The organism is Sphingopyxis indica, from assembly GCF_900188185.1.
GTDB lineage: Bacteria > Pseudomonadota > Alphaproteobacteria > Sphingomonadales > Sphingomonadaceae > Sphingopyxis > Sphingopyxis indica.
In genome coordinates this window covers 172222-195928 of the sequence record NZ_FZPA01000008.1, presented here as the reverse complement: position 1 = coordinate 195928, position 23707 = coordinate 172222, and the positions used below count along the sequence as shown (strand labels likewise).

At 63.0% G+C, this 23707-nt stretch carries 31 protein-coding genes; 8 read left to right on the top strand and 23 right to left on the bottom strand.

Annotation, left to right across the window (positions count from 1 at the left end; genetic code table 11):
• Position 1: 1 nt before the first annotated feature.
• Genes trbL through trbB form a run of 7 tightly spaced genes read right to left on the bottom strand, consistent with a single transcriptional unit; the run spans position 2 to position 6441 of the window.
• Positions 2-1309: a P-type conjugative transfer protein TrbL gene (gene trbL / locus CHB69_RS12375; protein ID WP_089216300.1), complete on the bottom strand. Its 1308-nt coding sequence runs from the start codon at positions 1307-1309 to the stop codon at positions 2-4.
• A gap of 1 nt (position 1310) precedes the next feature.
• A complete protein-coding gene (gene trbK-alt, locus CHB69_RS12370) occupies positions 1311-1610 on the bottom strand; it encodes a putative entry exclusion protein TrbK-alt (RefSeq protein ID WP_089216299.1) in 300 nt (99 codons plus the stop codon).
• Between the two features lie 8 nt (positions 1611-1618).
• Positions 1619-2380 (bottom strand): P-type conjugative transfer protein TrbJ, encoded by a 762-nt coding sequence (gene trbJ / locus CHB69_RS12365; RefSeq protein WP_089216298.1) that lies wholly within the window; start codon positions 2378-2380, stop codon positions 1619-1621.
• Entirely contained in the window at positions 2377-4860 is a 2484-nt protein-coding gene (trbE, locus tag CHB69_RS12360) for a conjugal transfer protein TrbE (RefSeq protein ID WP_089216297.1), read from the bottom strand. Before trbE ends, trbJ begins: the two co-directional genes overlap by 4 nt.
• Entirely contained in the window at positions 4857-5126 is a 270-nt protein-coding gene (locus CHB69_RS12355) for a VirB3 family type IV secretion system protein (RefSeq protein WP_089216296.1), read from the bottom strand. Before CHB69_RS12355 ends, trbE begins: the two co-directional genes overlap by 4 nt.
• Entirely contained in the window at positions 5126-5458 is a 333-nt protein-coding gene (locus tag CHB69_RS12350; RefSeq protein WP_089216295.1) for a TrbC/VirB2 family type IV secretion system protein, read from the bottom strand. The genes CHB69_RS12355 and CHB69_RS12350 overlap by 1 nt, the downstream gene beginning before the upstream one ends.
• Positions 5455-6441 carry a P-type conjugative transfer ATPase TrbB gene (trbB, locus tag CHB69_RS12345; protein WP_089216294.1) on the bottom strand — a complete coding sequence of 329 codons (987 nt, stop codon included), beginning with the start codon at positions 6439-6441 and terminating at the stop codon, positions 5455-5457. Before trbB ends, CHB69_RS12350 begins: the two co-directional genes overlap by 4 nt.
• Positions 6442-6831: 390 nt before the next feature.
• Between trbB and CHB69_RS12340 the strand changes: the two genes are divergently transcribed.
• Complete coding sequence (locus CHB69_RS12340; RefSeq protein WP_089216293.1) at positions 6832-7059, top strand: hypothetical protein; 228 nt, start codon at positions 6832-6834, stop codon at positions 7057-7059.
• 117 nt (positions 7060-7176) lie between these two features.
• Here the strand turns inward: CHB69_RS12340 and CHB69_RS12335 are convergent, their stop codons facing one another.
• Positions 7177-7863 carry a helix-turn-helix domain-containing protein gene (locus tag CHB69_RS12335; RefSeq protein WP_089216292.1) on the bottom strand — a complete coding sequence of 229 codons (687 nt, stop codon included), beginning with the start codon at positions 7861-7863 and terminating at the stop codon, positions 7177-7179.
• 87 nt (positions 7864-7950) lie between these two features.
• Here CHB69_RS12335 and CHB69_RS12330 point away from each other — a divergent pair, with 87 nt between their 5' ends.
• Positions 7951-8394 (top strand): DUF6265 family protein, encoded by a 444-nt coding sequence (locus CHB69_RS12330; RefSeq protein WP_089216291.1) that lies wholly within the window; start codon positions 7951-7953, stop codon positions 8392-8394.
• Positions 8395-8804: 410 nt separating this feature from the next.
• Here the strand turns inward: CHB69_RS12330 and CHB69_RS12325 are convergent, their stop codons facing one another.
• The 11 genes from CHB69_RS12325 to CHB69_RS12275 all read right to left on the bottom strand — a co-directional run bounded on the left by CHB69_RS12325 (position 8805) and on the right by CHB69_RS12275 (position 17063).
• Positions 8805-9254, bottom strand: coding sequence for a ribbon-helix-helix domain-containing protein (locus CHB69_RS12325; protein ID WP_089216290.1), 450 nt, complete (start codon positions 9252-9254; stop codon positions 8805-8807).
• Positions 9255-9262: 8 nt separating this feature from the next.
• Entirely contained in the window at positions 9263-11233 is a 1971-nt protein-coding gene (locus CHB69_RS12320; RefSeq protein WP_089216289.1) for a conjugal transfer protein TraG, read from the bottom strand.
• Between the two features lie 18 nt (positions 11234-11251).
• Positions 11252-13009, bottom strand: coding sequence for a relaxase/mobilization nuclease domain-containing protein (locus tag CHB69_RS12315; RefSeq protein WP_089216333.1), 1758 nt, complete (start codon positions 13007-13009; stop codon positions 11252-11254).
• Between the two features lie 238 nt (positions 13010-13247).
• Positions 13248-14003 carry a lytic transglycosylase domain-containing protein gene (locus CHB69_RS12310; RefSeq protein ID WP_245836746.1) on the bottom strand — a complete coding sequence of 252 codons (756 nt, stop codon included), beginning with the start codon at positions 14001-14003 and terminating at the stop codon, positions 13248-13250.
• 4 nt (positions 14004-14007) lie between these two features.
• Positions 14008-14343 (bottom strand): DUF736 domain-containing protein, encoded by a 336-nt coding sequence (locus tag CHB69_RS20405; RefSeq protein ID WP_089216287.1) that lies wholly within the window; start codon positions 14341-14343, stop codon positions 14008-14010.
• 36 nt (positions 14344-14379) lie between these two features.
• A complete protein-coding gene (locus CHB69_RS12300) occupies positions 14380-14937 on the bottom strand; it encodes a S26 family signal peptidase (protein ID WP_089216286.1) in 558 nt (185 codons plus the stop codon).
• A complete protein-coding gene (locus CHB69_RS12295) occupies positions 14934-15434 on the bottom strand; it encodes a DUF2840 domain-containing protein (RefSeq protein WP_089216285.1) in 501 nt (166 codons plus the stop codon). The genes CHB69_RS12300 and CHB69_RS12295 overlap by 4 nt, the downstream gene beginning before the upstream one ends.
• Positions 15431-15697 carry a helix-turn-helix transcriptional regulator gene (locus tag CHB69_RS12290; protein WP_089216284.1) on the bottom strand — a complete coding sequence of 89 codons (267 nt, stop codon included), beginning with the start codon at positions 15695-15697 and terminating at the stop codon, positions 15431-15433. The genes CHB69_RS12295 and CHB69_RS12290 overlap by 4 nt, the downstream gene beginning before the upstream one ends.
• Positions 15698-15807: 110 nt before the next feature.
• A complete protein-coding gene (locus tag CHB69_RS12285) occupies positions 15808-16317 on the bottom strand; it encodes a DUF2285 domain-containing protein (protein ID WP_425442422.1) in 510 nt (169 codons plus the stop codon).
• Between the two features lie 52 nt (positions 16318-16369).
• Positions 16370-16582, bottom strand: a complete 213-nt coding sequence (locus CHB69_RS20550; protein ID WP_089216331.1) for a transcriptional regulator domain-containing protein — start codon at positions 16580-16582, stop codon at positions 16370-16372.
• 133 nt (positions 16583-16715) lie between these two features.
• Positions 16716-17063: a DNA -binding domain-containing protein gene (locus CHB69_RS12275; protein WP_342746778.1), complete on the bottom strand. Its 348-nt coding sequence runs from the start codon at positions 17061-17063 to the stop codon at positions 16716-16718.
• 186 nt (positions 17064-17249) lie between these two features.
• Between CHB69_RS12275 and CHB69_RS12270 the strand changes: the two genes are divergently transcribed.
• A complete protein-coding gene (locus tag CHB69_RS12270; protein WP_089216282.1) occupies positions 17250-17477 on the top strand; it encodes a helix-turn-helix domain-containing protein in 228 nt (75 codons plus the stop codon).
• A 64-nt stretch (positions 17478-17541) separates the two neighbouring features.
• Here the strand turns inward: CHB69_RS12270 and CHB69_RS12265 are convergent, their stop codons facing one another.
• A complete protein-coding gene (locus CHB69_RS12265) occupies positions 17542-17868 on the bottom strand; it encodes a DUF736 domain-containing protein (protein ID WP_089216281.1) in 327 nt (108 codons plus the stop codon).
• A 522-nt stretch (positions 17869-18390) separates the two neighbouring features.
• Between CHB69_RS12265 and CHB69_RS12260 the strand changes: the two genes are divergently transcribed.
• From CHB69_RS12260 to CHB69_RS12240, 5 genes are read left to right on the top strand one after another with little or no spacing between them, the layout of a single operon-like run.
• Positions 18391-18729, top strand: coding sequence for a hypothetical protein (locus tag CHB69_RS12260; protein ID WP_170935544.1), 339 nt, complete (start codon positions 18391-18393; stop codon positions 18727-18729).
• Positions 18726-19103 carry a helix-turn-helix domain-containing protein gene (locus CHB69_RS12255; protein ID WP_089216280.1) on the top strand — a complete coding sequence of 126 codons (378 nt, stop codon included), beginning with the start codon at positions 18726-18728 and terminating at the stop codon, positions 19101-19103. Before CHB69_RS12260 ends, CHB69_RS12255 begins: the two co-directional genes overlap by 4 nt.
• Before the next feature lie 3 nt (positions 19104-19106).
• Positions 19107-20117, top strand: a complete 1011-nt coding sequence (locus CHB69_RS12250; RefSeq protein WP_089216279.1) for an ImmA/IrrE family metallo-endopeptidase — start codon at positions 19107-19109, stop codon at positions 20115-20117.
• 6 nt (positions 20118-20123) lie between these two features.
• Positions 20124-20804 (top strand): C1 family peptidase, encoded by a 681-nt coding sequence (locus tag CHB69_RS12245; protein WP_089216278.1) that lies wholly within the window; start codon positions 20124-20126, stop codon positions 20802-20804.
• Complete coding sequence (locus CHB69_RS12240; RefSeq protein WP_089216277.1) at positions 20776-21555, top strand: hypothetical protein; 780 nt, start codon at positions 20776-20778, stop codon at positions 21553-21555. Before CHB69_RS12245 ends, CHB69_RS12240 begins: the two co-directional genes overlap by 29 nt.
• On the opposite strand, the gene CHB69_RS12235 is transcribed toward CHB69_RS12240, so the two are convergent.
• Genes CHB69_RS12235 through CHB69_RS12225 form a run of 3 tightly spaced genes read right to left on the bottom strand, consistent with a single transcriptional unit; the run spans position 21522 to position 23598 of the window.
• Entirely contained in the window at positions 21522-22226 is a 705-nt protein-coding gene (locus CHB69_RS12235; RefSeq protein WP_089216276.1) for a uracil-DNA glycosylase, read from the bottom strand. The genes CHB69_RS12240 and CHB69_RS12235 overlap by 34 nt on opposite strands.
• Complete coding sequence (locus tag CHB69_RS12230) at positions 22223-23404, bottom strand: nucleoside triphosphate pyrophosphohydrolase family protein (RefSeq protein ID WP_089216275.1); 1182 nt, start codon at positions 23402-23404, stop codon at positions 22223-22225. Before CHB69_RS12230 ends, CHB69_RS12235 begins: the two co-directional genes overlap by 4 nt.
• Positions 23401-23598, bottom strand: a complete 198-nt coding sequence (locus tag CHB69_RS12225) for a hypothetical protein (protein WP_089216274.1) — start codon at positions 23596-23598, stop codon at positions 23401-23403. The genes CHB69_RS12230 and CHB69_RS12225 overlap by 4 nt, the downstream gene beginning before the upstream one ends.
• Positions 23599-23707 lie beyond the last annotated feature (109 nt).

The window sequence follows — 23707 nt, the reverse complement described above, 5'->3', positions numbered from 1 at the left end:
GTCAATCCTTCTCTCTGACATCGACCGAGGCGCCGCCGCCCCCGCCGTCGCCCGAGCGCAGCGTATGGGCGGCGACGGTCGCGCCGTGGGACATGGTCTGACGGCGCTTCATGGCGGCGGCCCAAGCGGGTTGGCCATCGGGAGCGGAAGCGGCGGACGGCGCACTGCCCGAAAATGTCGCGCCAGCGGCGGTAGCGCCTGCGCGACCGCCCGAACGGTAGCTGTCCTTCAGGGAGGAAGCCGCCCTGCGAAGGGGCGAGGTGGCCGCGCCGAACGCGGCCTTGCCGACGCCTGCGGCTCCGCCCGCCAACGCCGCACCACCGCTCTTTCCGGCCGAACCCAGCGCGTAGGCGCTGCGCGCCCCGCCCGCGGCGAAGGCGGTGCCCTTTGCGGCTCCGGCGGCAGCACCTAGCGCAGCACCGGTGCCGAGCGTGGCAGCGGCGGCTCCGCCAACCACCACACCGCCTGCGGCGAGTGCGGTTCCCGCCGCCGCACCCGCGCCCAGCGCCGGGCCGCCCGAGACGATGCCGTTGGCGATCGATGGGCCGAAGATGCCGAGACCCAATAGGCAGAGCGAGGCGAGCACGATGGTCATCGCGTCCTCGATCGTCGGCTGCACGCCGCCGAACCCTGCGCGGAACTCCTCGAACAGCGTGGAGCCGATGCCGACGATGACCGCGAGCACGAGCACCTTGATACCCGAAGAGATCACCAGCCCCAGCACGCGTTCGGCCATGAAGGCGGTCTTGCCGAAGAGGCCGAAGGGGATAAGCACGAAGCCGGCGAGCGTTGCGAGCTTGAACTCGATGAGCGTGATGAAGAGCTGGATCGAAAGGATGAAGAAGGCGAGAATGACGAACAGCCAGGCGATCAGCAGTACGGCGATCTGGATGAAGTTCTCGAAGAAGGCGACCCAGCCCATAAGGTCGGAAATGGATTCGAGGATCGGCTGTCCGGCGTCGAGCCCGACCTGCGCAACGCGGCCGGGCTGGAGCAATTCGGCTGCGGTGAAACCCGTACCGGAAGCCTTGAGCCCCAGGCCCGCAAAGCTCTCGAACACAATGCGCGCGAGGCTGTTCCAGTTGCCGATGATGTAAGCGAAGACGCCGACGAAGAGCGTCTTCTTGATGAGGCGGGCGAGGATGTCGTCGTCAGCGCCCCAGGTCCAGAACAGCGCGGCCAGCGTTACGTCGATGACGATCAGGGTGGTGGCGATGAACGCGACTTCGCCGCCGAGCAATCCGAACCCGCTATCGATATAGCGGGTGAAGACATCGAGAAAGCGATCGACGACGCCGGTCCCGCCCATGTCAGTTGCCCTCCGCCGGGGTGTCGTCGATGCGTGCCATCGGCCGAGCGCCGGGTGCGAGGAAGCGCCGCCGGTTCTCCGCCCAGGCGCGTAGACAGTCGCGATCATCGGCGCCCGCGGCGCCGAGCGCCTGGCAGCGGCGCAATTCGATCAGCAACGGATCGGTTTCGTTCGCTGCAACAGGGGCAACAGGCTCCTCGCGCGACGGCTCGGGCGCGCGGCTCATCTCGATCGCCGTCATGGTGATCGCGATGGCGACGAAGATGATGGCGCCGATGCGCACGAGGAGCTTGGGTTCCATGACGCGTCTCAGTCGCGGAACATGCGGGCGTTGCCGGGCTCGTAGCCGACACGCGGGGTGAGGAAGCGGCGAAGCTGCTCGCGCGCCTGTGCCTTGGCGGCGGCGCGCTCGGCCATGTCGAGCGCCTGCGCGCGGCCCTGCGCCGCCATCAGCGCCGTGAGGTCAGCGAGTTGCTGCGACTGGAGCGCGACGAGCTGGTTACCGGCCTGCGCTGCCTGGAGCGCGCCGGTTGCGGACTGGCTCGCGGTGACGAGCCGTTCCAAGCTCGCGCGCGATCCGTCGATATTGCCGACGACGCCCGCCTGCACCTTGAGCGCATCCTCGAACGCCGCAACGCTGGTTTGCCAGCGCGCCTGCGTGTCGGCGACGAGTTGCCGGTCCGAGCCAGACAGGTTGGTGCCGCGATAGCTCTGGGCAAAGGTCTGATCGATTTGCTGGACATCGTAGGCCAGCCGCTGTGCCTGCCCAAGCAATTGCTGGGTGCGCTGGAACTGGGTCTGCACTTCCTGCAGCTGGCTCAGCGGCAGCGAGGTGAGATTACGTGCCTCGTTCAACAGCGATTGCGCCTCGTTCTGGAGGCTCCGGATCTGGTTGTTGATCTGTTCGAGCGTGCGGGCGGCGGTCAAGACGTTCTGCGCATAGTTACTGGGATCGTAGACGATGCCGCCGAACTGGGCGTGCGCGGGTGTGGTCATGGCGACGACGCCGAACACGCTGGTCGTGGCAAGGGCGCCCGCCATCAAAGCGCGGCGCAACATGGATTGAGTCATATCTGGGGTTCCTTTTCGAGGAGCGGGTGCGCGTCTTCCCGGTCGCGCGCCGGCGATGAAGATTCGGATGCGGGAAGGAGGTCGATCGCCCAGGCGCAGCCGCGGTGGCGCAGCCATTCGGCGGCGAAGGCGGACTGCCCATGCGCCTCGATCAATTCAGCAATCTTGAGCTGGTCGGTCTTCGAGGAGGCCGCGGCGAAGGCGAGTGCGACTTCGCCGAGCCCCAGCTCGAACAGCCGATTGCCCCGCCGTGATTGACAATAGTAATCGCGCTTCGGAGTAGCCCGGCTGAGTATCTCGATCTGCCGCGCGTTCAATCCGAACCGCTCGTAGATGGCGGCGATCTGCGGCTCGGCCGCGCGCTCGTTCGGCAGGAAGATGCGCGTCGGGCAGCTTTCTATGATGGCCGAAGCGATGCTCGAGGTCTCGATATCGGCGAGACTCTGCGTGGCGAAGACGACGCTGGCATTCTTCTTACGCAGCGTTTTCAGCCACTCGCGGAGTTGCGCGGCGAAGTCCGGGCTGTCGAGCACGAGCCAGCCTTCGTCGATGATGATGAGCGTCGGCGAGCCGTCGAGCCGCCCTTCGATCCGGTGGAACAGGTAGGACAGCACCGCGGCAGCCGACCCGGCACCGACCAGGCCTTCGGTCTCGAATGCCTGGACCGATGCTTCGCCCAACCTCTCGGCCTCGGCGTCAAGCAGCCGGCCCCACGGCCCACCGACGCAGTAAGGCTGAAGCGCCTGCTTGAGCTGCTGACTCTGCAATAGGACGGCCAGACCAGTCAGCGTCCGCTCCTGCATAGGCGCGGACGCCAATGAGCCGAGCGCCGACCAGATATGCTCCTTGGCCTGTGGATCGACCGCCACCCCTTCAGAGGCGAGGATCGCCGACAGCCATTCGGCGGCCCAAGCCCGCTCCGCCGGGTGGTCGACGTGCGCAAGCGGCTGCAGCTGCACGCCATCGCCAATCTCGTCGGCGAGCATCCCGCCGAGATCCTGCCAGTCGCCGCCCATACCGAGCGCGGCGGCACGGATGCTGCCGCCGAAATCGAAGGCGAAGACCTGGGCACTTTCGTAGCGGCGGAACTGCATCGCCATCAGCGCGAGCAGCACCGATTTACCGGCGCCGGTCGGACCTATGATGAACGTATGGCCGACATCGCCGACGTGAAGGGAAAACCGGAACGGGGTCGAGCCTTCGGTCTTGCCGTAAAGCAAGGGGGGAGCGCCGAAATGCCCGTCCCGTTCCGGTCCCGCCCATACCGCTGACAGGGGGATCAGGTGGGCGAGATTGATGGTCGAGATGGGAGGTTGGCGGACGTTGGCGTAGGTGTGACCGGGCAGGCTCCCCAACCACGCCTCGATCGCGTTCATGCCCTCGGGGATCACGGTAAAGTCGCGACCCTGGATGACCTTTTCGATCAGCCGCAGCTTTTCAGCCGCAATGGCGGGATCGCGGTCCCATACCGTCACCGTCGCGGTGACATAGGCCATGCCCGCATAGTCGGCGCCCAGCTCCTGTAGGGCAGTGTCGGCGTCGGCCGCCTTGTTCGAGGCGTCGCTATCGAGCAGCGTCGACGCCTCGTTGGTCATGATCTCCTTCAGGATCGCCGCGACCGACTTGCGCTTGGCGAACCATTGCCGGCGTATCTTCGTGAGCAGCTTCGTCGCGTCACTCTTGTCGAGCATGATCGCGCGGGTGGACCAGCGATATTCGAAGGCGAGCCGGTTGAGTTCGTCGAGCAGGCCGGGGAATGTGACGCTAGGGAAACCCACGACAGTCAGCGTCCGCAGATGATGCTCACTCAAGCACGGTTCGAGCCCGCCCGTCAGTGGCTCGTCGGCGAGCAGCGCGTCGAGGTGCATCGGTGTTTCCGGCACGCGCACGCGCTGGCGACGGGTCGAGATGGTGCTGTGCAGGTAGGTCAGCGTCTCGGCGTCATCGAGCCAGCGGACCTCGGTCACGAAGCCCTCGACCAGGTTGAGCACGCGGTCGCTGCGATCGGTGAAGCTCTTGAGCATTTCCCACGGATCGGCGCCGGAGGTCGAACGGCCCTCGAAGAGCCAGCCTTCGGCGCGCGCGGCGTCCTCGGCGGGCGGCATCCAGAGCAGCGTCAGGAAGTAGCGGCTCTCGAAATGGCTGCCCTCTTCCCGGAACTGCTCTCGACGCTCCGTGTCGACCAGCGCCGACACCGGATCGGGAAAGTCGCTTTCCGGATGATCGAGCGCCGGTCTGCGCTGCGCCTCGACGAAGATCGCCCAGCCCGAACCTAGGCGCCGCAGCGCGTTGTTCAATCGCGCCGTCGTCGCCACCAGGTCGGCGGGCGTTGCGCTATCGAGATCGGGACCGCGGAAACTTGCGGTGCGCTGGAATGAGCCGTCCTTGTTGAGCACGACGCCTTCGCCGACTAGCGCGGCCCACGGCAGGAAGTCGGCGAGGTGCGCCGCCTTGTTGCTGTATTCGCGCAATTTCATCATGGCTGCATCCATGTCGGGAAGCGCAGGTGCCGGCGTGCGACGTCCACGAATTGCGGATCGTGGCGTGCAGCCCAGACGGCTAGAGCGTGGCCGATGATCCAAATGACGATGCCTGCGATCCACAGGCGTAAGCCAAGGCCAATCGCGCCCGCCAGCGTTCCGTTGACGATGGCGAGCGCTCGCGGCGCGCCGCCAAGCAGTATCGGCTCGGTCAGCGCGCGGTGGACCGGCGCATAGTAGCCTGGCATCGGCTCACCGCTTTCCATCACACCAGCGCCCCGCCGCCGAAGCTGAAGAAGGAAAGGAAGAAGCTCGAAGCGGCAAACGCGATCGAAAGGCCGAACACGATTTGGATCAGCCGGCGCGCGCCGCCCGAGGTATCGCCGAACGCCAGCGTCAAGCCGGTGATGATGATGATCATCACTGCGATGATCTTCGCCACCGGTCCTTCGATGCTTTCAAGGATCGACTGGAGCGGGGCTTCCCACGGCATCGACGATCCGCCGGCTTGGGCCGGAACGGCAAGGGTCAGCGCGATCAGGCTGGCAGTGGCGGCAAGCATGGCGCGGTTCGCACCACGCCGGAGGGCATAAGTCATTTGTGGTCTCCACGGTTGAGGGTTGTGAGGGAGGTCAGCCGGTAATCTCCGGTGGCCGCATCAAGCCCGTCGACGCGGGCCAGTTCGGCGAGGCGGCGGCCGTGCCCGTCGCGGACGAGGACGGCGACGAGGTCGATGGTCTCGGCGAGCAGCGCGCGCGGGACCGTGACCACGGCCTCCTGGATAAGTTGCTCCATGCGGCGGAGCGCACCGAGTGCGGTCCCGGCGTGGATGGTGCCGATACCGCCGGGATGGCCGGTTCCCCAGGCTTTGAGCAAATCCAGGGCTTCCGCGCCGCGCACCTCGCCAATGGGGATGCGATCAGGGCGGAGACGTAGAGACGAGCGGACAAGATCGGACAGTGAGACGACCCCCTCCTTGGTCCGCATGGCGACAAGGTTAGGCGCGGCGCATTGCAGCTCGCGCGTGTCTTCGATCAGCACGATGCGGTCGTCGGTCTTGGCAACCTCCGCCAGCAGCGCATTGACCAGTGTGGTCTTCCCGCTGCCGGTGCCGCCAGCGACGAGGATATTGGCGCGGGCGACGACGCCTTCGCGCAGCATCCTGGCTTCGCCCGCCGACATGATTCCGGCCTCCCCATAATCGTCGAGCGTGAAGACGGCGACGGCGGGCTTGCGGATCGCAAAAGCTGGTGCGGCGACGACTGGCGGTAGCAGACCCTCGAAACGTTCGCCGCCTTCGGGCAGTTCTGCTGAGACGCGAGGACACCTTGCATGGACTTCGACGCCGACATGGTGTGCCACGAGGCGGACGATCCGTTCGCCATCTGCCGCACTAAGCGTCATGCCGGTATCGCCGAGTCCCGCGCCGAGCTTATCGAGCCACAACCGACCGTCCGGGTTCAGCATCACCTCGATCACAGCCGGATCTTCGAGCCAGGACGCGATCGATGGCCCGAGCGCGGTGCGCAGCATCCGCGCACCGCGCATGTTCGCTTCGGATCGGATCGATTGGACGGTCAAGGTTCGGCCCCTTTAATCGTGCCGGGCGAACTGCCGCCCGGCTGTCGGGGCACATCAAGAGACGCACCAAAGTGCTTGGTGCAACAGATAGTTCGCGGCGTAGTAGAGGCGGCGGCAGCTACTTACTCAGGGCGGAAACGTAGGTCACGGCACACCATAAGCGACAGCCCATCCCGATCGGCAATGCCCGAATCGATCGGCCGCAAAATACTTGGTAGGAAACGGACATTTGCTTGATACTGAGGTCTGGGCCGTTCGCTGAAAAGCGGGTTCGCGACGCTGCAGGGCGGAAAGCAGTCGTCCAATAAGGCAGTTATGGCCGGCAGATCTCAACCAACTTTGGTCGTTCCTGAGCGAAGTCCGAATGTTTGCTCCTGAGAGAAGCTGCCGATGGGATCCTCAGAGGCAGATCGTCAGCAAATCGCCCTTATTCCGTTGAAAAATCTCGCTTGCGAACGACGTGAAGTCCTGATTCAGTCTTCGCAGGCGGAGATCAGGCTGATGATCGGCAAGCGGATGATGATGCAGGAGGCGCTGTTCTACGGCTTCCGCATCGAGGATTACGTGCCGGATGATCATCTGCTGCGTCCGGGGTCCGTCGGCTTGCCCAGACAGTGAGGTTCCATCTTTGCCCATTGGGCGTCGGTCAGTACAAAGCGCTCCATCCGAATGGTAAATCATATCTTCGGCAAAATGGGAATCCTGATTCCCACAACCCCTAGAGAACCCGCCGGATCAACGAAGAAAAGGCCCCTTTGCCCGGTCGAGTGCAGCCTTAGGTGAGGCGCCAGAGAGGCGTTTGATCTCTCGTGTCATATGTGCCTGGTCCGCAAAGCCGTATTCGGCCGCATGATCTGCAAGATTGTCACAGCAGGGAAGAGTTTCGAACGCGCTTTGAAAGCGCCGAAGCTGGAGAAATTTCCGCGGCGGCAGGCCTACATTTCGTTGAAACCAGCGCTGCAACCGCCTCGGGCTACGTCCGCATCGACTGCTCATCTCAGCCACGGTGGTAGCGCCGAGTATCGCTATCCCCTCACGGTTGCGTCTCGGTGAATTTTCCAAGACACGGACTATCTCGGGAATGCTGGGACCATCCCAAGGGGCCCATCGATCGGCAAGGCTGCCGAGGGGAAGATCGGAGAAGAGGCTCACCGCCCATGGCCATAATCGTATTGCGTCGAAGGACGCGTCACCGCTGATCTGGAATGGTTGGGAACGAGTGATGAGACCTACCACAAAGCGGCTCGGCTGCTCGCTCTTCCATGACGAGCGCCCTTGTGACCTGAAAATTACCTCAATGCAGCCGTCAGGCGTGGCATTTTGCTCGACCCAATTCACGGCTTTCCCGGTGCCGCGCAGCGTCCATCGCGTTTTGATCAGCCCAGCGAGATGAGTAGGCGACAACTGCTCTTGGTAATCCATTGCCCCATATACCCTAAGACTGTCGTGTGGGTTCAAGACTAAAGTTGGTTGGCTCCTACAATACCAAGCGGACAAGGAGGACCAGATATGAAAATACAGGCGATGTTGGCTGCAATAGCTCTTACCGCTTCAGCCCCCGCATGTGCCCAGGTTGCCGACCTCGCCTGGTTGTCGGGCGAGTGGATGAGCGACGCTGGCGGGGTATGGACCGAAGAACGCTGGAGCATACCTCGCGGCGGGATGATGCTCGGAACCAGCCTGTCCGTAAAAGCTGACAAGGTCCTCGAATTTGAGTTTCTGCGAATAGAAACGGACCGGTATGGTAAGCCGACTTATGTGGCGCAGCCACGAGGAGGATCACCGGTCTACTTTCCTCTCATTCGAATGGAAAGCGGAAGTGCGACCTTCGAAAACCCCAAACACGACTTTCCCCAACGCATCACATATATTCGGGACGGGCAGGCGTTGACCGCGACTATCTCTTTGATGGATGGATCGAACGCGATCAGTTGGACGTTCAATCAACGCTAAGTCTTTGTCGCCCATTTTGCAGGGATCGTATAGGCAGGTCTCCAAACAGCTCACACCAAGCTCGACGATGCGGGGCGCTCGCCGAATGGCGGCTTCCCCCCCGTGGTTACCTAAACCGGGCGGTATGCAGGCGGCCCAGTTTTCGTCATTCTGCCAAGCCGCCTAGGCGAGCGCTGACATTCCGCTTCTGACAAGAGTGGCCGTTCAACCTGTGAATTGGGAACAGCGGCTTCGTCCCAGGCCCGGCCTTTGAGTCCCATAGGCAAGTATGTCCGCTTTCATGCGGTAGTCAGGCAATCCGCTATCACAGACATTGAGGCGCTTAGCCAACGATGTTCCGTTGCTCGCTAATGGGCGCTTTGGGTAGCAGTGCTGAAGCGCCGAATGGCTAAGCTCAAGATCGAAACCGATCAGCTTGACCTATTGTCATCGTAATTCGGATAGTCATTATCAGTTCGCGGCCACACGTCCTCGGGAATTTCGTCGAGCAACGTTTTGCCGCTGGCATACCGGCGCCCGAGTGTTTCGATGAACCCATCGTAGCGCTTTCGCCCCTTGATCTGTGCGCTTGCCTGATCCTCTTCCGGGAGGGGAGGCGTCACTGCGAGCCAGAACCGCACGAACAGCGCCAGCGTTTCGATGGTCAGACCGGTATTTCGCTCCAAACGCTGCACCTGACGCGAAAGCCGGTCGAGCCGGCGCGCGAACGCCGCTTCCAGGCGGTCCGACCCATCGGGCGACATATAGGAGGTGACCGCCGCCTCAATGATCGCCGAACGCGAAATGCGCTTGCGGATCGCCAATTCGCTGACCTGCTTGGCAAGCGTGGGCGGAAAATAGACATTGAGCCGGGTTCGCATGACTTCTCCTACAGATGGATGCCGTCGTTCGGATCGAGCGAGGCCTGCCGCGCCAGACCTTTCGCTTTGCGGCGCAATGCCGATGCCCGCGCCACCTCGTCAGGATCGTCCTCGACGATCGCAAATTCCTCGGCAGGCGAGACATCCTTCGGCTCGGCCGCGATATGCTCGTGCAATTCGGGCTCGCGGCGCAATCCACCGTTGGCGGCGTCTTCGGCATTGAGCACAATGCGCGCGACCTGGCTGGCATCGGCCGCGGCCTGTTTGCCGGTCCAGTCGTCGGAACGCACTTTTCCAGCTTTCAGCGCTGGCGCATCGACAAGCCTTTCCGTGAAACGGCGATCCGTAAAATAGCGCGCTTTCTTCGCGCGGATCGGAGGAACGCCCGCCACCATCACGATCTCGTCGTCTGGTGGCAATTGCATCACCTCGCCGGGTGTCAGCAACTGCCGTCCCGTTTCCTGGCGCGAGACCATCAAATGCCCAAGCCAGGGCGACAAGCGATGCCCGGCATAGTTTTTCATAGCCCGCATCTCGGTCGCGGTTCCGAGCGCGTCGGACACGCGCTTGGCGGTCCGCTCGTCATTGGTCGCAAAGCTTACCCTGACATGGCAGTTATCGAGGATCGCGTTGTTCGGCCCATATGCCTTCTCGATCTGGTTGAGCGACTGCGCGATCAGAAAGCTCTTGAGGCCATAGCCGGCCATGAACGCGAGCGCGGACTCGAAGAAGTCGAGCCGCCCAAGCGCAGGAAATTCGTCGAGCATCAGCAGCACGCGATGACGGTTACGCTTCGGCGTCAGCTCCTCGGTGAGGCGGCGCCCGATCTGGTTGAGAATGAGGCGAATGAGCGGCTTGGTCCGCGATATGTCGCTTGGCGGCACGACCAGATAGAGCGTCGCGGGGCGTTCGCCTTCCACCAAATCGGATATGCGCCATTCGCAGGCGCGCGTAACCTTGGCGACGACGGGATCGCGGTATAGCCCGAGAAAGGACATGGCGGTGCTGAGCACGCCCGACCGTTCGTTGTCGGACTTGTTCAGCAATTCACGCGCCGCGCTGGCGACGACGGGATGAACACCTGCCTCGCCCAGATGCGGCGTCGCCATCATCGCGGCCAGCGTCTGTTCGATGGTACGCGAGGGATCGGAAAGAAACGACGCCACGCCAGCGAGCGTCTTGTCGGGCTCAGCATAAAGGACATGGAGGATCGCTCCCACCAGAAGCGCGTGCGACGTCTTTTCCCAATGGTTGCGGCGCTCGAGGCTGCCCTCCGGATCGACCAGCACGTCGGCAACATTCTGCACGTCGCGCACCTCCCACTGGCCGCGCCGTACCTCCAAAAGTGGATTGTAGGCAGTCGATGCGGCATTGGTCGGATCGAACAGCAGCACGCGACCATGCCGCGCGCGAAAGCCAGCGGTCAGTTGCCAGTTCTCGCCCTTGATGTCGTGGACGATCGCCGAACCGGGCCAGGTTAGCAGCGACGGGATTACCAGCCCGACGCCCTTGCCGGAACGCGTCGGCGCGAAGCACAGCACATGCTCGGGTCCGTCGTGGCGCAAAAAATCGCGACCGAGCTTGCCCAGCACCACTCCGTCAGAATCAAGCAGACCGGCGGCGCGCACCTCGCGCTCGCTCGCCCAGCGCGCCGAGCCATAGGTTTCAGCGTTCTTCATCTCGCGCGCCCGCCACACCGACATGGCAATAGCGACCGCGATTGAGGCGAAGCCGCCCGAGCCGGCGATAAATGCGCCTGTCCTGAAAATCTCGGGCGCATAAGCATCGAACGAGAACCACCACCAGAAGAAGGCGGGCGGCAGGTAGACCGGCTGATCGAACGCGACAAACCACGGCGGCCCGAGTTCGGGCTGATAGGCCAGCGCCGCGGCTGTCCACTGCGTTGCGCCCCAGACCCCGGCGAGCACGATCAGGAAGACCGCGATGATCTGGCCCCAGAGGATTTTTGTGGCAGACATGGCTGGCTCCTTTCCCGCTTACCGGCCAAGGCCGCGCTTGCGACCGAGCATGAGATCGACGCTGCCGCTGCTACGCACTACGCCCGATATCTCGCGCCCGAGCTGACGCTCGATGCCGCTCGACCAGGGGACGAGGCGGAAGCCGAGACCGTCATCGATCATCGCGAAACGGCCCGAGGAGAGCGCGAGGCGCTGGCGGACCACGCCCGCGACCTTTTCGCCGGCTTGCGTCGGCCGGTAGGGGAGTCCGGTCTCGCCCGCGATCTTCCCGCCGACGCTGTCCAGCTCGCGCTTGCGGAGCCTGTCGAGCAAACCGCGCTCGAAGACGGTGCGCTCGCCGAAGCGCCGCGCCAACCCCTCGCTCACTAGATGATCGGTACGCGCATCCATCGCCCGGCGCACTTCCGTGCCGAACCCGGCGTCGGCAATGTCGGTGCCGCGCTCGATCAGTCGATGGTCGAGCCAGGTCGCACCGTGCGCCTTGACCTGTTCCGCAAGATCGAGATCGGAGCGCGTGGCGAGGAAAGGTATGGACTTATTGCCATCCCGCGTTGCGACCGCGCGCAATTCGACGATGCCGCCTGAGTTCGGGCTGTGCTCCATCGCCTCGATGCCGGGCAACCGGACATGGTGGGTGCGCCCGTCGGTGCCGTCGATCACGGCATAGGCGCTGCCGGTCAATTCATCGTGCAGTCCCTTGTCGATCAACCGCCCGGCGATTGGCTTTTCCGGCGCGCCACTTACGACGGCGTAGCTGTCGAGCGCCCGATCCTGACCTTGCTCTTTGAGGGCCCGACCAATCGTGCGGATGATGTCGCCGCGCGCGGCTAGTTCGCGTAGTTGGTCGCGTGCGCCTCCGGCCACCGCCCATTGCCCGGGCTCACCTTCGGCGGCAAGGCCCATATTCTCCAAGTATTGCAAGCGACCGATCATCAATCGGCGCAGCCGTGGATCGTTGGGTCCGGCGCGCTCGGGGCGCAGGTCGATCACCCCCATCTCATCGGCGGCGCGGTCGATTGCGTAATCTAGGGGCGTCCATCGCTCGGCGGATACCTCGCGATCAAGCGCGCGCTGCACCTCATGCTCAGGTTTCGGCCCGAGTTCGGCGAGCGCCAGTTCCTCGGCGCGCGAACGCAAGCCGTGACCGATATAGTCGCGCGCGATGACGAGATCCTCGCCGCGCTCGTTGACCCCGCGCACCAGCAGATGGACATGCGGATTATCGGTGTTCCAGTGATCGACCGCGACCCAGTCGAGCTGCGTGTCGAGGTCGGCTTCCATCTGGCGTGCGAGGTCGCGCGTATATTCGCGCAGGTCGGTGAGGTCCGCCGCGTCCTCGGGCGAGACGATGATGCGGAAATGATGCCGGTCGTCCTGGCAGCGTTCGGCGAACCCACGGTCGTCGGCATTGTCGCGATCGACAGCGAACAAACCCGCAGGCGAGCCATCGCGGGTGACGCCCTCGCGCTTCAAATAGGCGATGTGGGCGGTCAGAGGCGCCATGCGTCGGCCGCCGATGCGGTGGCGGACCGGGAGCGCCTTCACAAGGACGCGTCGGCCCGAGCCGAACAGACGGCCTCGGGCAAACGCCGTGCGGCCACTGCCAAAGCTCGATCGGCCGCGCCGACGCGGTCCGCCCCAGCCTTTGCGCTTCGTCCCGCCATGCAGCGCGGCGACGCGCAGCACCTCAGCGACCAGACCGCGCGCATTGCGGTTTTGCGCCTTGCTGCGGTTCGCCTTGCCCAGCCGGATGCGAAAGTCACTGTCCTCGCTCATGACCGGGCCGCTTTCCGCCAAAAACGGCCTATGGTGCCATTCGAAGCCTTGAAATCTTTACCTTTTTCCTTCCGAGCGGCACGCTCGCCGACCGACGCCCCCATAGTAAGCCAAGGAAAAGCCTGCCTTTTCCGGCGAAACGGGGTGCGCCTTGTATCTTGCAATCGTCTCCTACCCGGTATTCCAGCTCCTCCTCCCTTCTTCTCAGATGGAGACATGATGTCGCGGACAGCGGCAATCATTGCGGTCGGCCCGCGCCGGCGCGGGGGACGAACAGCGTGTCCGTCGGCGCGGGTAATTGCGGTTCCTTCGCCTCACCGCGGGCGGTCTGCGAACTTTCGGGCTGCAGATCACCTGCATAATGAGTTGTCGCGAGATGGTCGGACGAATGCCTCTCGGAACGCACGTCAACTGCGCTCGCGGTGCGGACGAACAGTCCGGCGCGGCGCCAGGCATGCGGATCAGGAAGCGACGCCGCCGCGACCTGCACCGCGCCCGAGGTGCCCGAAATCGGCGCGAGCTTGGCGAGATAGGCGCGCGTTTCAGCGGGCAGCGGACGACCGCGCGCAAGATACTGATCATAGCGTCCGGGCCCCGCATTATAGGCCGCGAGCATGGCGGTCACATTGCCATAGCGGTCGTACATCGCGCGCAGATAGGCCGCGCCCGCCATGATGTTCGCGCGCGGATCGAATGGATCGGAGCCGAGCCGATGGCGCGCACGCAGCTGCGCCCAGGTGCCGGGCATGATCTGCATCAGGCCCATCGCACCGGCGCGCGAGACGGCATTGCGCCTGCCGCCGGATTCTACCCGCATGACAGTCCATATCCACGCCTCTGGAATGCCGAAACGCTGCGCGGCTTCGACGACATGGCCCGCATAGGGATGGCTCATGGCCGCACGGCTCGCAGGCACGTCCTGCGCAATAGTAGTGCCCGGCGCGGTGATGCTTGCCAGCAGCAGGATGACAGGGAGCAGACGACGCGACCGCACGGCCTCAGTCCCGCTCGCGGCGCGGTTGCGGACGGGTCCAGCGCAGCACCCAGGACGAATTGTCCACTTCGTTTCGGAACAGAGCGGCACGTAGCGGCTGCGCGAAGGCGGGATCGTCGATGCGCAGCGAGACGTAATCGCCGGCACGCTCGCCGGTTTCGTTCCAGCCCGCTCCGATCTCCGGTCCCTCGGCATCGGAACCGCGATGGATGCGCCAGTCGGGCGCCTTGTCGGTGTCGTTGCTTTCGGCCGGAACGAGCGAGATACGGAGGTCGAGCGTCGCCGTTTCGATCATACCTTCATAGCCATTGTCGGTGCGGATGAAGTTGCCGATCTGCATGGGAATGTCCTTTCATGGGTTGAATCGGTTGCGGGATCAGGGGCGCCCGAAACGCCATTGGAGCGACGCGCCGGGCGCATTGCGTGTGAGGATCGGACGCGCATGACCGAGCACGCTGGACGCCTCCAACGGACCGAAATAGCGGCCGTCGAGACTGTCGGGATGCGCAGGATTGAGAAGAAAGAGTTCGCCGTCGCGAAGCGTGCGGCAGCCCTGCCAGACCGGCAGCGGGCGCCCAAGCCTGTCACTTGAAAGCGCGGTTGCAACCGGGCGCGCATCCACGCTGACGATGTCGCCGATTCGGCATACACCAGCGCCGGACTTGCCGAGGACGTGCTTCAGAAGCGGTACGTCCTCGCCGAGATAGCCGCGCTCGGTCATCCAGCGCGCGAGTTGCTCGGGCGGAGCGACCGCGACCAGCGAACCGACGGGCGGATCGTTATCCGGCGTGATGCGATAGAACCCGATCGGAACGCTGGCGCTGGCATTCCAAATGACGCGTGGCAGGGGATCATTGATCGCAATGGCGGTGTAGCCGGCAGCGAACAGCGTTGCGGCGATCGCCGTCGCACGGATGTAGAACCGGCGGGTCATCCCTCGGCCTTCCTTCGCTTGAGCCAAGCGCGGTGGCGTTCCAGTGTATAGGCACGCGGCTCCTGTCCGGCGGTGATCCGATTGTGAACATGGCGCCAGTGATCGGGCGCGGCGTCGCACGGATCGACGCCCGCCGCATCGGTGGTATCGATGGCGGCGAGCACCTTTGAAACCTTCGGCCAGCCTTGGATGGAGAGCAGAATCTCGCCACCGGGACGAACGAACGGCAGCGTCGTGAACGGTTCGTTCGCGGCAACCGCACGCACCACATCGACGCGCGACATGATCGTCCCGTAATCGTTGGCCGCCCAACGGACGAACGCGAAGATCGCGCCGGGACGGAAGCTGACGATACGACGGCGGCGGTCAATTATCTGATCCTTGGCCACGCGGCCGAAGCGGATCCAGTGCTCGATCCGCTTCTCGATCCAGGTCAGTTCGACATGCGTCAGACCGTTAGGATCGAGCTTTTGGAGGCTCACCGGCAGGCGCGTCATTTGCGGCTCTGAGCGAATGCCGAGCCTTCGCGCGGCAGAAGGTCGTTCTGGCCGGGATCGCTGGTCGAATGCTTGGTGCCGAGATCGGCCCACGCCTGAAGATCGTCGACCGAGTAGATCACCCGCCCGCCGATGCGGCGATAGGCAGGACCGGTCCCGAAATAGCGGTGCTTTTCGAGCGTGCGGCCCGAGAGGCCGAGGAAGCGCGCGGCTTCGGGCGTCCTCAGATAGCGGGGCGGGAGATTGTTCGTCGTATCGGCCAAGGTCGTGCTCCTGCGGTCGTGGGCGGCAGGAGGCGTTTGTGGCGGATCGCGAGCGTAGCGATGGAGTATGAAGATCTGCGATGGCGTCGATGTGACCACCCCTCCCGGAATCAGCGGATGCGCAGCAGCTTGCGATAATCGCCGTTCATCATGGCGGTGGCATCGCGCACAAGCCGAATGACGAAAGAGCGCCCGGCTGACATCTTCCACTCAGTGGCGGGCAGTTTCGCATCGCCATCACGTCCCAGCGCCACCGCGATCTCGCGATAGGTCGCGCCCGCCTCACGCAAATCGAGCGCCCGCAGCATCAGATCGAGGCGCGCAAGCCGGTAGGCGCTGAGCGGCCATCCGCGCGGTGGCGGCCCCGGTTCCTTGTCGAAGAGGCGACGATGGAAGCGCAGCAGGCTCGTCATCCGTGTGACGAAATCCTTGTCGAGCGGGACGATCGCTGCGAGCGGCTTGCCGGGCACCGGATCGCGCAGCCAAAGCCAGTGATCGCCTGCAGCATCTGCGACGATGATGTGACGGCCGTCTATGCCTGCCTCGTCGACATGCAGCGCGCCGAGCGCATGCGGTTCGACGCTCGTCGCGGCGTCGAACCCTTCCGGCACTGTCTCCAGAATGACGGTGACGGCGGTCAGCTCCGGGCGCCAGACGATCGTCCTGTCGAGGTCATCCGGCCCATAGGCGAAAGGACAACCCCCATCGCCGGGCGAAGGCCGCCTCGGCGGCTTCCTCGGCGATGGCGCCGCGCGCGATCCGTTGTCGCATCCGCGCGTGCTCGGATCGATATTGTCGATTGCGCTTCAGAAACTCGGCGGCGAGTTCTGCGCGACCGCGTTCCGGGGGCTTGCTTCTCTGGCGTCGCTTCGATGATCTCGGCATGGCATCCTCCTGACCGCCATTGGTGCGGCCCTGGAACCGCAGCGTGGCCTTCGTTGATGCGCGCTGACAGCGCCGAGTCCGCACCAAGCGATGCGCGAACAGACCGATGATTTGCTCGAATTCGGATGAAAAGTCAACGCTTTAGCGCGTCGCGGTGGCCCAAAAGATGTGCATATCCGACCTCGGTCATCCACCGCGCACGGGCGAGATGGCTGGCATGCATTCGTTCAGCTCGCGCCGGTTCGGCGGTCGGGTCGATCTTGAAGAGAGCTACGACTGTCTCACGCCAGTCGGACCCTTCTTCCTCGGCATCGAGCAGACGGAGATAGTCGGACAGGTGGTCATCGTCATACGGTGTCAAAACCGGTCCATCGGGCGCGTGATCGTCAAATCTGCATTTGGTCATCGCGCCCCCGGTCGCACAAAATGTGTTAACCATAATAGAACAATTCTTGTGCCGGACTATGCGCAACTGCTGCATCGTTGCATGCAGGGTGCGCGGGTCTAAAAGCCTAAAACAGCGTCTAATTTCGTTCTTTGAGGTCGCTTCATGAACCAATAGCAGCACGCCGGTGTAGCTGCTTGCGCAATTAGCCACGAGTCCAGACGAGTCGTTGTAGAGAATACTCCGTGGCGGAATACTCCACAAGCATGGCCTTTCGGCCGCATGGATATCCGCGAGGTTCTGGCTGGCAATCTGAAGCGTTATCGCAAGGCAGCGGGTCTGTCGCAGGAAGAGCTTGCGCATCGTGCCGACATCGACCGTACCTATATCAGTTCGCTCGAACGCTGCATCTATGCGGCTGGCATCGACGTAGTCGATCGCCTGGCGCGGGAACTTGGCGTGGAAGCCGCCGACCTGCTGACGCGTCCGAAACGCGATGAAAGTGCATAAGACGAGATTATGAAAATAACGAAGAGCCCCACCCGGGCGAACCCGGGCGGGGCGTCTGCCCGGCTCAGTCGCCGTTGCGACGACCGTTCGGGCGGGACCAGATGAGCGAGTAGCTCTCGCCGCCTTCGTCGTCGAAGAGGTTGGCGTAGATGGGAGCGGTGAAGCTCGGATCGTCGAGTTTGAGACCGAGGTAGTCGCGGCCCTCGTTCGAGCGCTTCTCCCAGGCGGCACCGATTTCCGCCTTGCCGGCGAACACCCGGTGCGAGGGGGCGTTCCCGCTTGCGCGCGTTTCTTCGGGAACGATCCGGACGTTCTTCGCCTGGACCGAGAGGGTGACGATCTCGCCGGAGAATTCCTCGCCCGACTTCTTGAAGGTTCCGATGGTAGCCATGTTCAATTCCTTTCCGTCTTTGCGAGCCGCGGACTTGCGGTCTCGACGGGTGATCGACAGGCCGGGGCGGACGTCGCCGCACCCGAAGGGCCGAAGCGCAGCGGAGGATGGCGGAAGGTGGCTTTCTTGAAGCGCGAGGAATGACCGAAGGTCAGGGGAAGAAAGTTGCCGGTCCGCCGTTGCGGCCAGGCGGCCGAGGCGCAGCCGTGCCCGGGCAGATCAAGCCCGTGAAGAGACGGCAGTCGGTGGCGTGCTGACGGACAAGAAAAATGGCGACCGAAATCGCAGGTGTCAGGCGAAGAGAACATGCGAGTAAATCGGTCAGTGCACGGCACTTTTGAGTTCGGGGCGCTATTTGTAGAAGCCGAAGATGATTTTCGGCTCCGGTGTGGTTTTTACGCCCGATCTAAGTGTCGATAGCGTCTGGGCAATGAACGACGGGCAATTAAGACACACGAGGGTTGCATGTGGGATATTCAGACATTATAAAGCAAGAATGTAGCGTAATCATGCGAGGCTTATATGGCGACGATTGCCCCTCCCGCTCCTGCAGTGACGGCCTTTCCAAAGGCTGCTGTGATCAAGGCGCTGACCGACGAGCTGCTCTCCGTAGCGCAGATCGAAGCGCAGCTGCGCGGCATCTCCCTGCCCAAGGATAAGGCGGGAACCATGAAGGCCGCGGTTCCGCTCGATTCACTATCGATCGTTGATACGCTGTGCGCCGTGGAGACCGTTGTGGGCTTCGAGTTGCGCGACAACATCGTGCGGACAGGGGGATATGATTCGATCGAAGAGGCGCTCGCCCATGTCGTGCCTCGGATCGAGAAGGTCTGGGTCAAGAAGAAAGGAGCCAAGCCATGAGCAATGTGGCTATCAGCCAGGAAAGCGATGACGCGATGGAACGTCAACGCCTGGGCAATCGTCTGCGCGACGCGCGCAAATATCTCGGCCTCAAGCAGGACGAAGTGGCGAGCTATCTCAAGATTCCGCGCACGGCATTAACCGATATCGAAAATGGCCAGCGGCGGGTCGAGGCAATCGAGTTGACGCGCCTCGCCAAGCTCTACCGACAGTCGGTCGCCTATTTCACTGGCGAGGACGAAGCTTCGGCAAGTCTGCCGCCCGACGTTGCGCATCTGGCGCGGCGTGTGGCGGATCTTTCGAGCGAGGACCGCGCGGAGCTTGGCCGCTTCGCCGAGTATCTACGATCGCGGTCGGCCGGAGGGCAGGCCTGATCCATGGCGAGAGACTATGACAGTGCGGTTCGCGCGGGCGCGATGGCAGCCGGCAGACTTCATCGCCGTCTCGACACGCAGGCGCTGATCGGACGGCATGGTGGCAACGTCGATGTCTTCGGCGCGATCCATGCGCTTGATCTTCCGCTGCTGTTACGGCCGCTCAAGGGCCTGTTGGGAGCCTATCTCAGTTCGCCGGCCCCGGGAGTGCTCGTTACCACCGAACGGCCGATGAGCATCCAGCGCTTCACCGCCGCGCATGAGCTCGGTCATTTCTTCATGCGGCACGAACCCAGCCTGGATGATGAAAGCATTTTGCGGCGCATGCCGATGAGCCCCGAACCGGGCAATCAGTTCCAGGAAACCGAAGCCGACGCATTCGCCATCGCATTCATGATCCCCAAATGGCTGATCGCGCTTCATTGCGCGCGGCAGGGCTGGACGGTTGATGAACTGCGTCGCCCCAACATCGCCTATCAGCTCTCTCTGCGGATTGGGGCCAGCTACGAAGCGACCTGCAGAACGCTCTTTCGATACAAACTCATTTCGGATGCCGTCATGCGCGAGTTGCTCGAGACCAAGCCGCGCAGCCTGAAGGTCGACCTGCTGCATGACTACCGACCTGCCGACTATCGGGGCGATGTTTGGCTGCTGACCGAGCGCGACGAGGGCGCGCGGATCGATGGCAGCCGCAATGACCTCTTCGTCCTGCGCCTCAAGGAACATTCTGGTGGCGGATTTCTGTGGGATCTCGACCAGTTGATGGCGAGCGGGTTTGCGGTGGTTCGCGATGAGCGCGAGGCATTCGACGCCGAAGCGGTAGGCGGGCCAGTGGTCCGGCGGGTGACCGCGGCGCCAGAAGCTGCTCAACGAGGGCGTATGTCGCTCAACGAGAGGCGCCCGTGGCAATCAGCCACGGCGAATGCGAGCCTGACGATCGATTTTGATTTCACCGGGCCGGAACAGGAAGGCCTTTCCCGAGCTGAACGGCGCCATTTGCTCGAGGCCGCCTGACTTCCCATGATCGACATAAAGACCGACCTGCGGCCGCTCCTAGGGCCTGTGCGCGATCAAGGTGCGCGACCGACCTGTCTTGCCTTCGCGGCGAGCGACACCCATGCCGGGTTACGCGAGGGATGGACTCCGTTGTCTTGCGAATATGCCTTCTTCCGAGCGCAGCAGCGCAGCGGGCGGCGGCATGACCAGGGTGCCACGCTTTCAGCTATGCTGGAGGCCTTGCGGCTCGACGGCCAACCTGCGGAAAGCGGATGGCCCTATCTCGATGCCGTGCCGGACGATCCCGCCCACTGGACGCCGCCATCTGACGTCGGCCCCCGTTTCGGTAGGAAGGGGGGACCCGCCGCAATCGACCTCGGCCCGATTGTCGAGGCCCTCGACAGCAGGAAGCCGGTGATGCTGCTTTCGACCCTGTCGCGGTCGTTCTTCGCACCGGCCAATGAAGGCGTGGTCGATCCGGCCAATGACGAGAAACCCGATCCGAGCCTGCGCCATGCGATCGTGGCGGTGGGCCACGGCCTGGCCGCCGGTCAGAAAGCGATCCTCATCCGCAACAGCTGGGGCGCCGGCTGGGGTGTAAATGGCCATGCATGGCTGACAGAGAAATTCCTGAAGCCGCGCCTATTTGCGACGGCAATACTGACGGAGGATATCGATGTATCTAGCCGTGCCACCGCAGCCTGACTGCGTTTCGGCCTGGCGCGAAGCTGTCCGTCTCGTGGACGCCAGGCCAGGTCATCACGAATACAATGTCCTGATCGATGTCGCCGATCCGCTGGCGCGGGCCAGCCTTGCCGATCCGGTAGTGGCAGCAGTCGATGCCTTTCACGAAGCGCACAAGGCCAAACCCATCGAGACAGTGGCGAACACGATATTTCCAGCTGGTCTCTATCGGCGCTACGGTTCACCACAGTTCTATGATCGCTTCCGCGACAATGTGCTTCCCAAAGTGCGCTCCAAGGAGAACTGGTCGGGCTACTATTTCGAACGGATGATGATCCTTCCTCGACCCGATGGAGAACCCATCAATCAGCTTGCCGAGATTATCGGACGCCTGAAGAACCCCTCCGTGCGCGCGCTCAACAAATTCGAACTGAGCGTTTTCGATCCGGCGCGCGATGTCGATGGGTCACCCTATGGGGGGCAATGCCTCAGTTTTGCGAGTTTCAAGCTAGTTGGCAGCGGAAGCGACCGCAAGCTCGGCCTAACCGCCATGTACCGAAACCACTATTATGTCGAAAAACTGCTCGGCAATCTGATCGGGCTTGGTCGGCTGCTGCAGTTTGTGTGCGAGGAGTCCGGCGTCGCGAGAGGACCGCTAACGATCCTCTCGACGCATGCCAGGATCGACACCGACAAGTGGAATCGTTCCGACATTAAGACGTTGCTGGAAAACTGCGATCAGGCCAGCGCTGAGCTTGCCGCAGCGGCGTAGCGCGGGCTGAGCGGTAGTTCGGGTGTTTGGCTGTCGTCGTCGGAAATCCCGTACAGGTCGAACATGCCTTCGATGAATTCGCGCTGCCCGCCATAACTTGGATGGCGGATCGCGGTAACTTCCGTTTCCAGCCCGGCCAGTGCCAGATGTGCATCGCGCCCGATCGCGACGATGCGCTTGGGCTGCACCATCGATACCAGCGCCTGAAGAAGTGGCCAGGTTTCTTCGCGCTCGGCGCGGCTATGGCAGCGGTTGGACATGGGATCATCCGCATCGTGGGGATGAAAGGGAAAGACATTCCACAACATGACAGGTTGTCCGATGCGGCCAAGCACCTGCCAGACGATTGCGGCAGTGCGTTCGGCAATTTCCGGCCCCTGCGTGGCACGCTCCAACGCGATACCGCCCATTAACGCCGATGCATGCGTAAGATGCACTTCGTCGGTCAGCGGCACCCCAGTGCGGCGTCCACCGCGATAACCAAGATCGCGGGCAATCCAGATCGTTTCGACATGCGCATCGAGGGCAGCTTCCAGCATGGCCTGGAGGTTGGAGCGGCGCCGCGCCGCGGCATCGCGCCGGTCATGGATGGAACAGCGGTCGCGCCAGGGGTTGAATACCGAGGGCAATTTCGCAGCCGCCAATGCCGATACGAAAATCTTGGGGGTCATTGCGGCAACTCCTTAATACGCAAGCGATGGCGGGCGAAATCGATCGTGATTCGTGCCCGTCGGTTTTTCTGGAGGAAGCGAAAGGCCGCGTATCCTTGGAGAATTGCTTCCTCCCAGAGCCACAGCGGACAGCGGTCAGCCTCGTAACCGGCGACGAATTGGCGCACATGCTTGAGCATGTCCAGTGGAAGTCCACCTCGTTTGACGTCTTCGAAAAAATTGAGCTGCTGCGCCTGGCCGAAAAGCCAGGAGGTGACACCTTCCTCGATCAGGATAGCGCGCGCGCCATCCTCGGCGTCGTCCAGCTTTGGGTCGCTCTTACGCTTGAGGCGCAGCAAGGCCCGGATGACGGGTGACCAGCCCAGCACCGCGACATAGGCGTAGTGAAAGACGTCGTGGAACCTATAGTCGTCAGGTTCGATGGCGTTGTCGGTCAGCCGGTCGCCGACATAAACCCCGCGCGACCGCTGGAAGACATAGTCCTGGCCACGCACCTTGCGCTCGTAAATGTCGATCTGCATCGAGCGGGGCAGTTGCTCTTCGGCGTTTTTGTCCGCATCGAAAGCGGGCGGGAAGATGCGCTCACGTGGCCATCGATCGAAAATCTTCTGCAGGTTTTTGATCGCCGCGGCCTCGATGGTGATCCCCGAGTCAGTCGAAGCGCGAATGAGGCAACGCGTAACCGCAACAAGTCTCTCGGCGACATCCGCGCGGTGCCGCGTCGAATTACCGCCTTCGATTTCGCGCGCAAGAAGCCCGACTTCGCTGGCGAGGGCAAGCAGGCTGTGTTCGAATTCGGGCATCGGCGCCTTGGCGAGCGGTATATGCGCGGGCTGTAAGGCGTGGAGACTGAGTGATTCGTTCGTGCCCTCCGCGTAAGGACGATCAGTCTTGAGCGCGGCGGCTGCAATGTCACTCAATGCGAGGCGGTGACGCCGTGCGATCGCGGCGAGATACCACAGAACGTCACCGATCTCCTCGGCGACCGCTTCGGCATAGCCGAGATAGGAAGCGGCATCTCGCTGCTTCTTCTTGGCTTCGGCGAGCAAGCTGCCGGTTTCGCCGAACAGGCCGAGCATCGTGAAACCGATCGTACCAGACCCTTTGCGTTGATCGGTTCGGGCCGCTTCGCTGGCATATTGATCGACCGTCAGCGTCTCGAAGTCGTCAGCCGTCATGTGCGCTTCCGCCGGTCTGCAATCGCGCCCTCGGGCACGACCACGCCATAAGCAGCCAAGGCTCTCAGCACGACCATTCGGATCGGTTCGCGACTATCGAGCGCGCGCTGTCCCAGATCGCGCTTGGTAGCAGTCGGCACCTGAACCTGAAGATGTTCATCCCCGCCATCATCCGAACTGTCTGACTTTTTCATGAAACCATAAAAACATGTTTTCATGAAAATTGAAAGTCCATTTGGAAGGCTACGGATCAGTGGCGCTTCGGGAGGAACACGGATGCGAGAATTTGTTCTGAGCCTGATC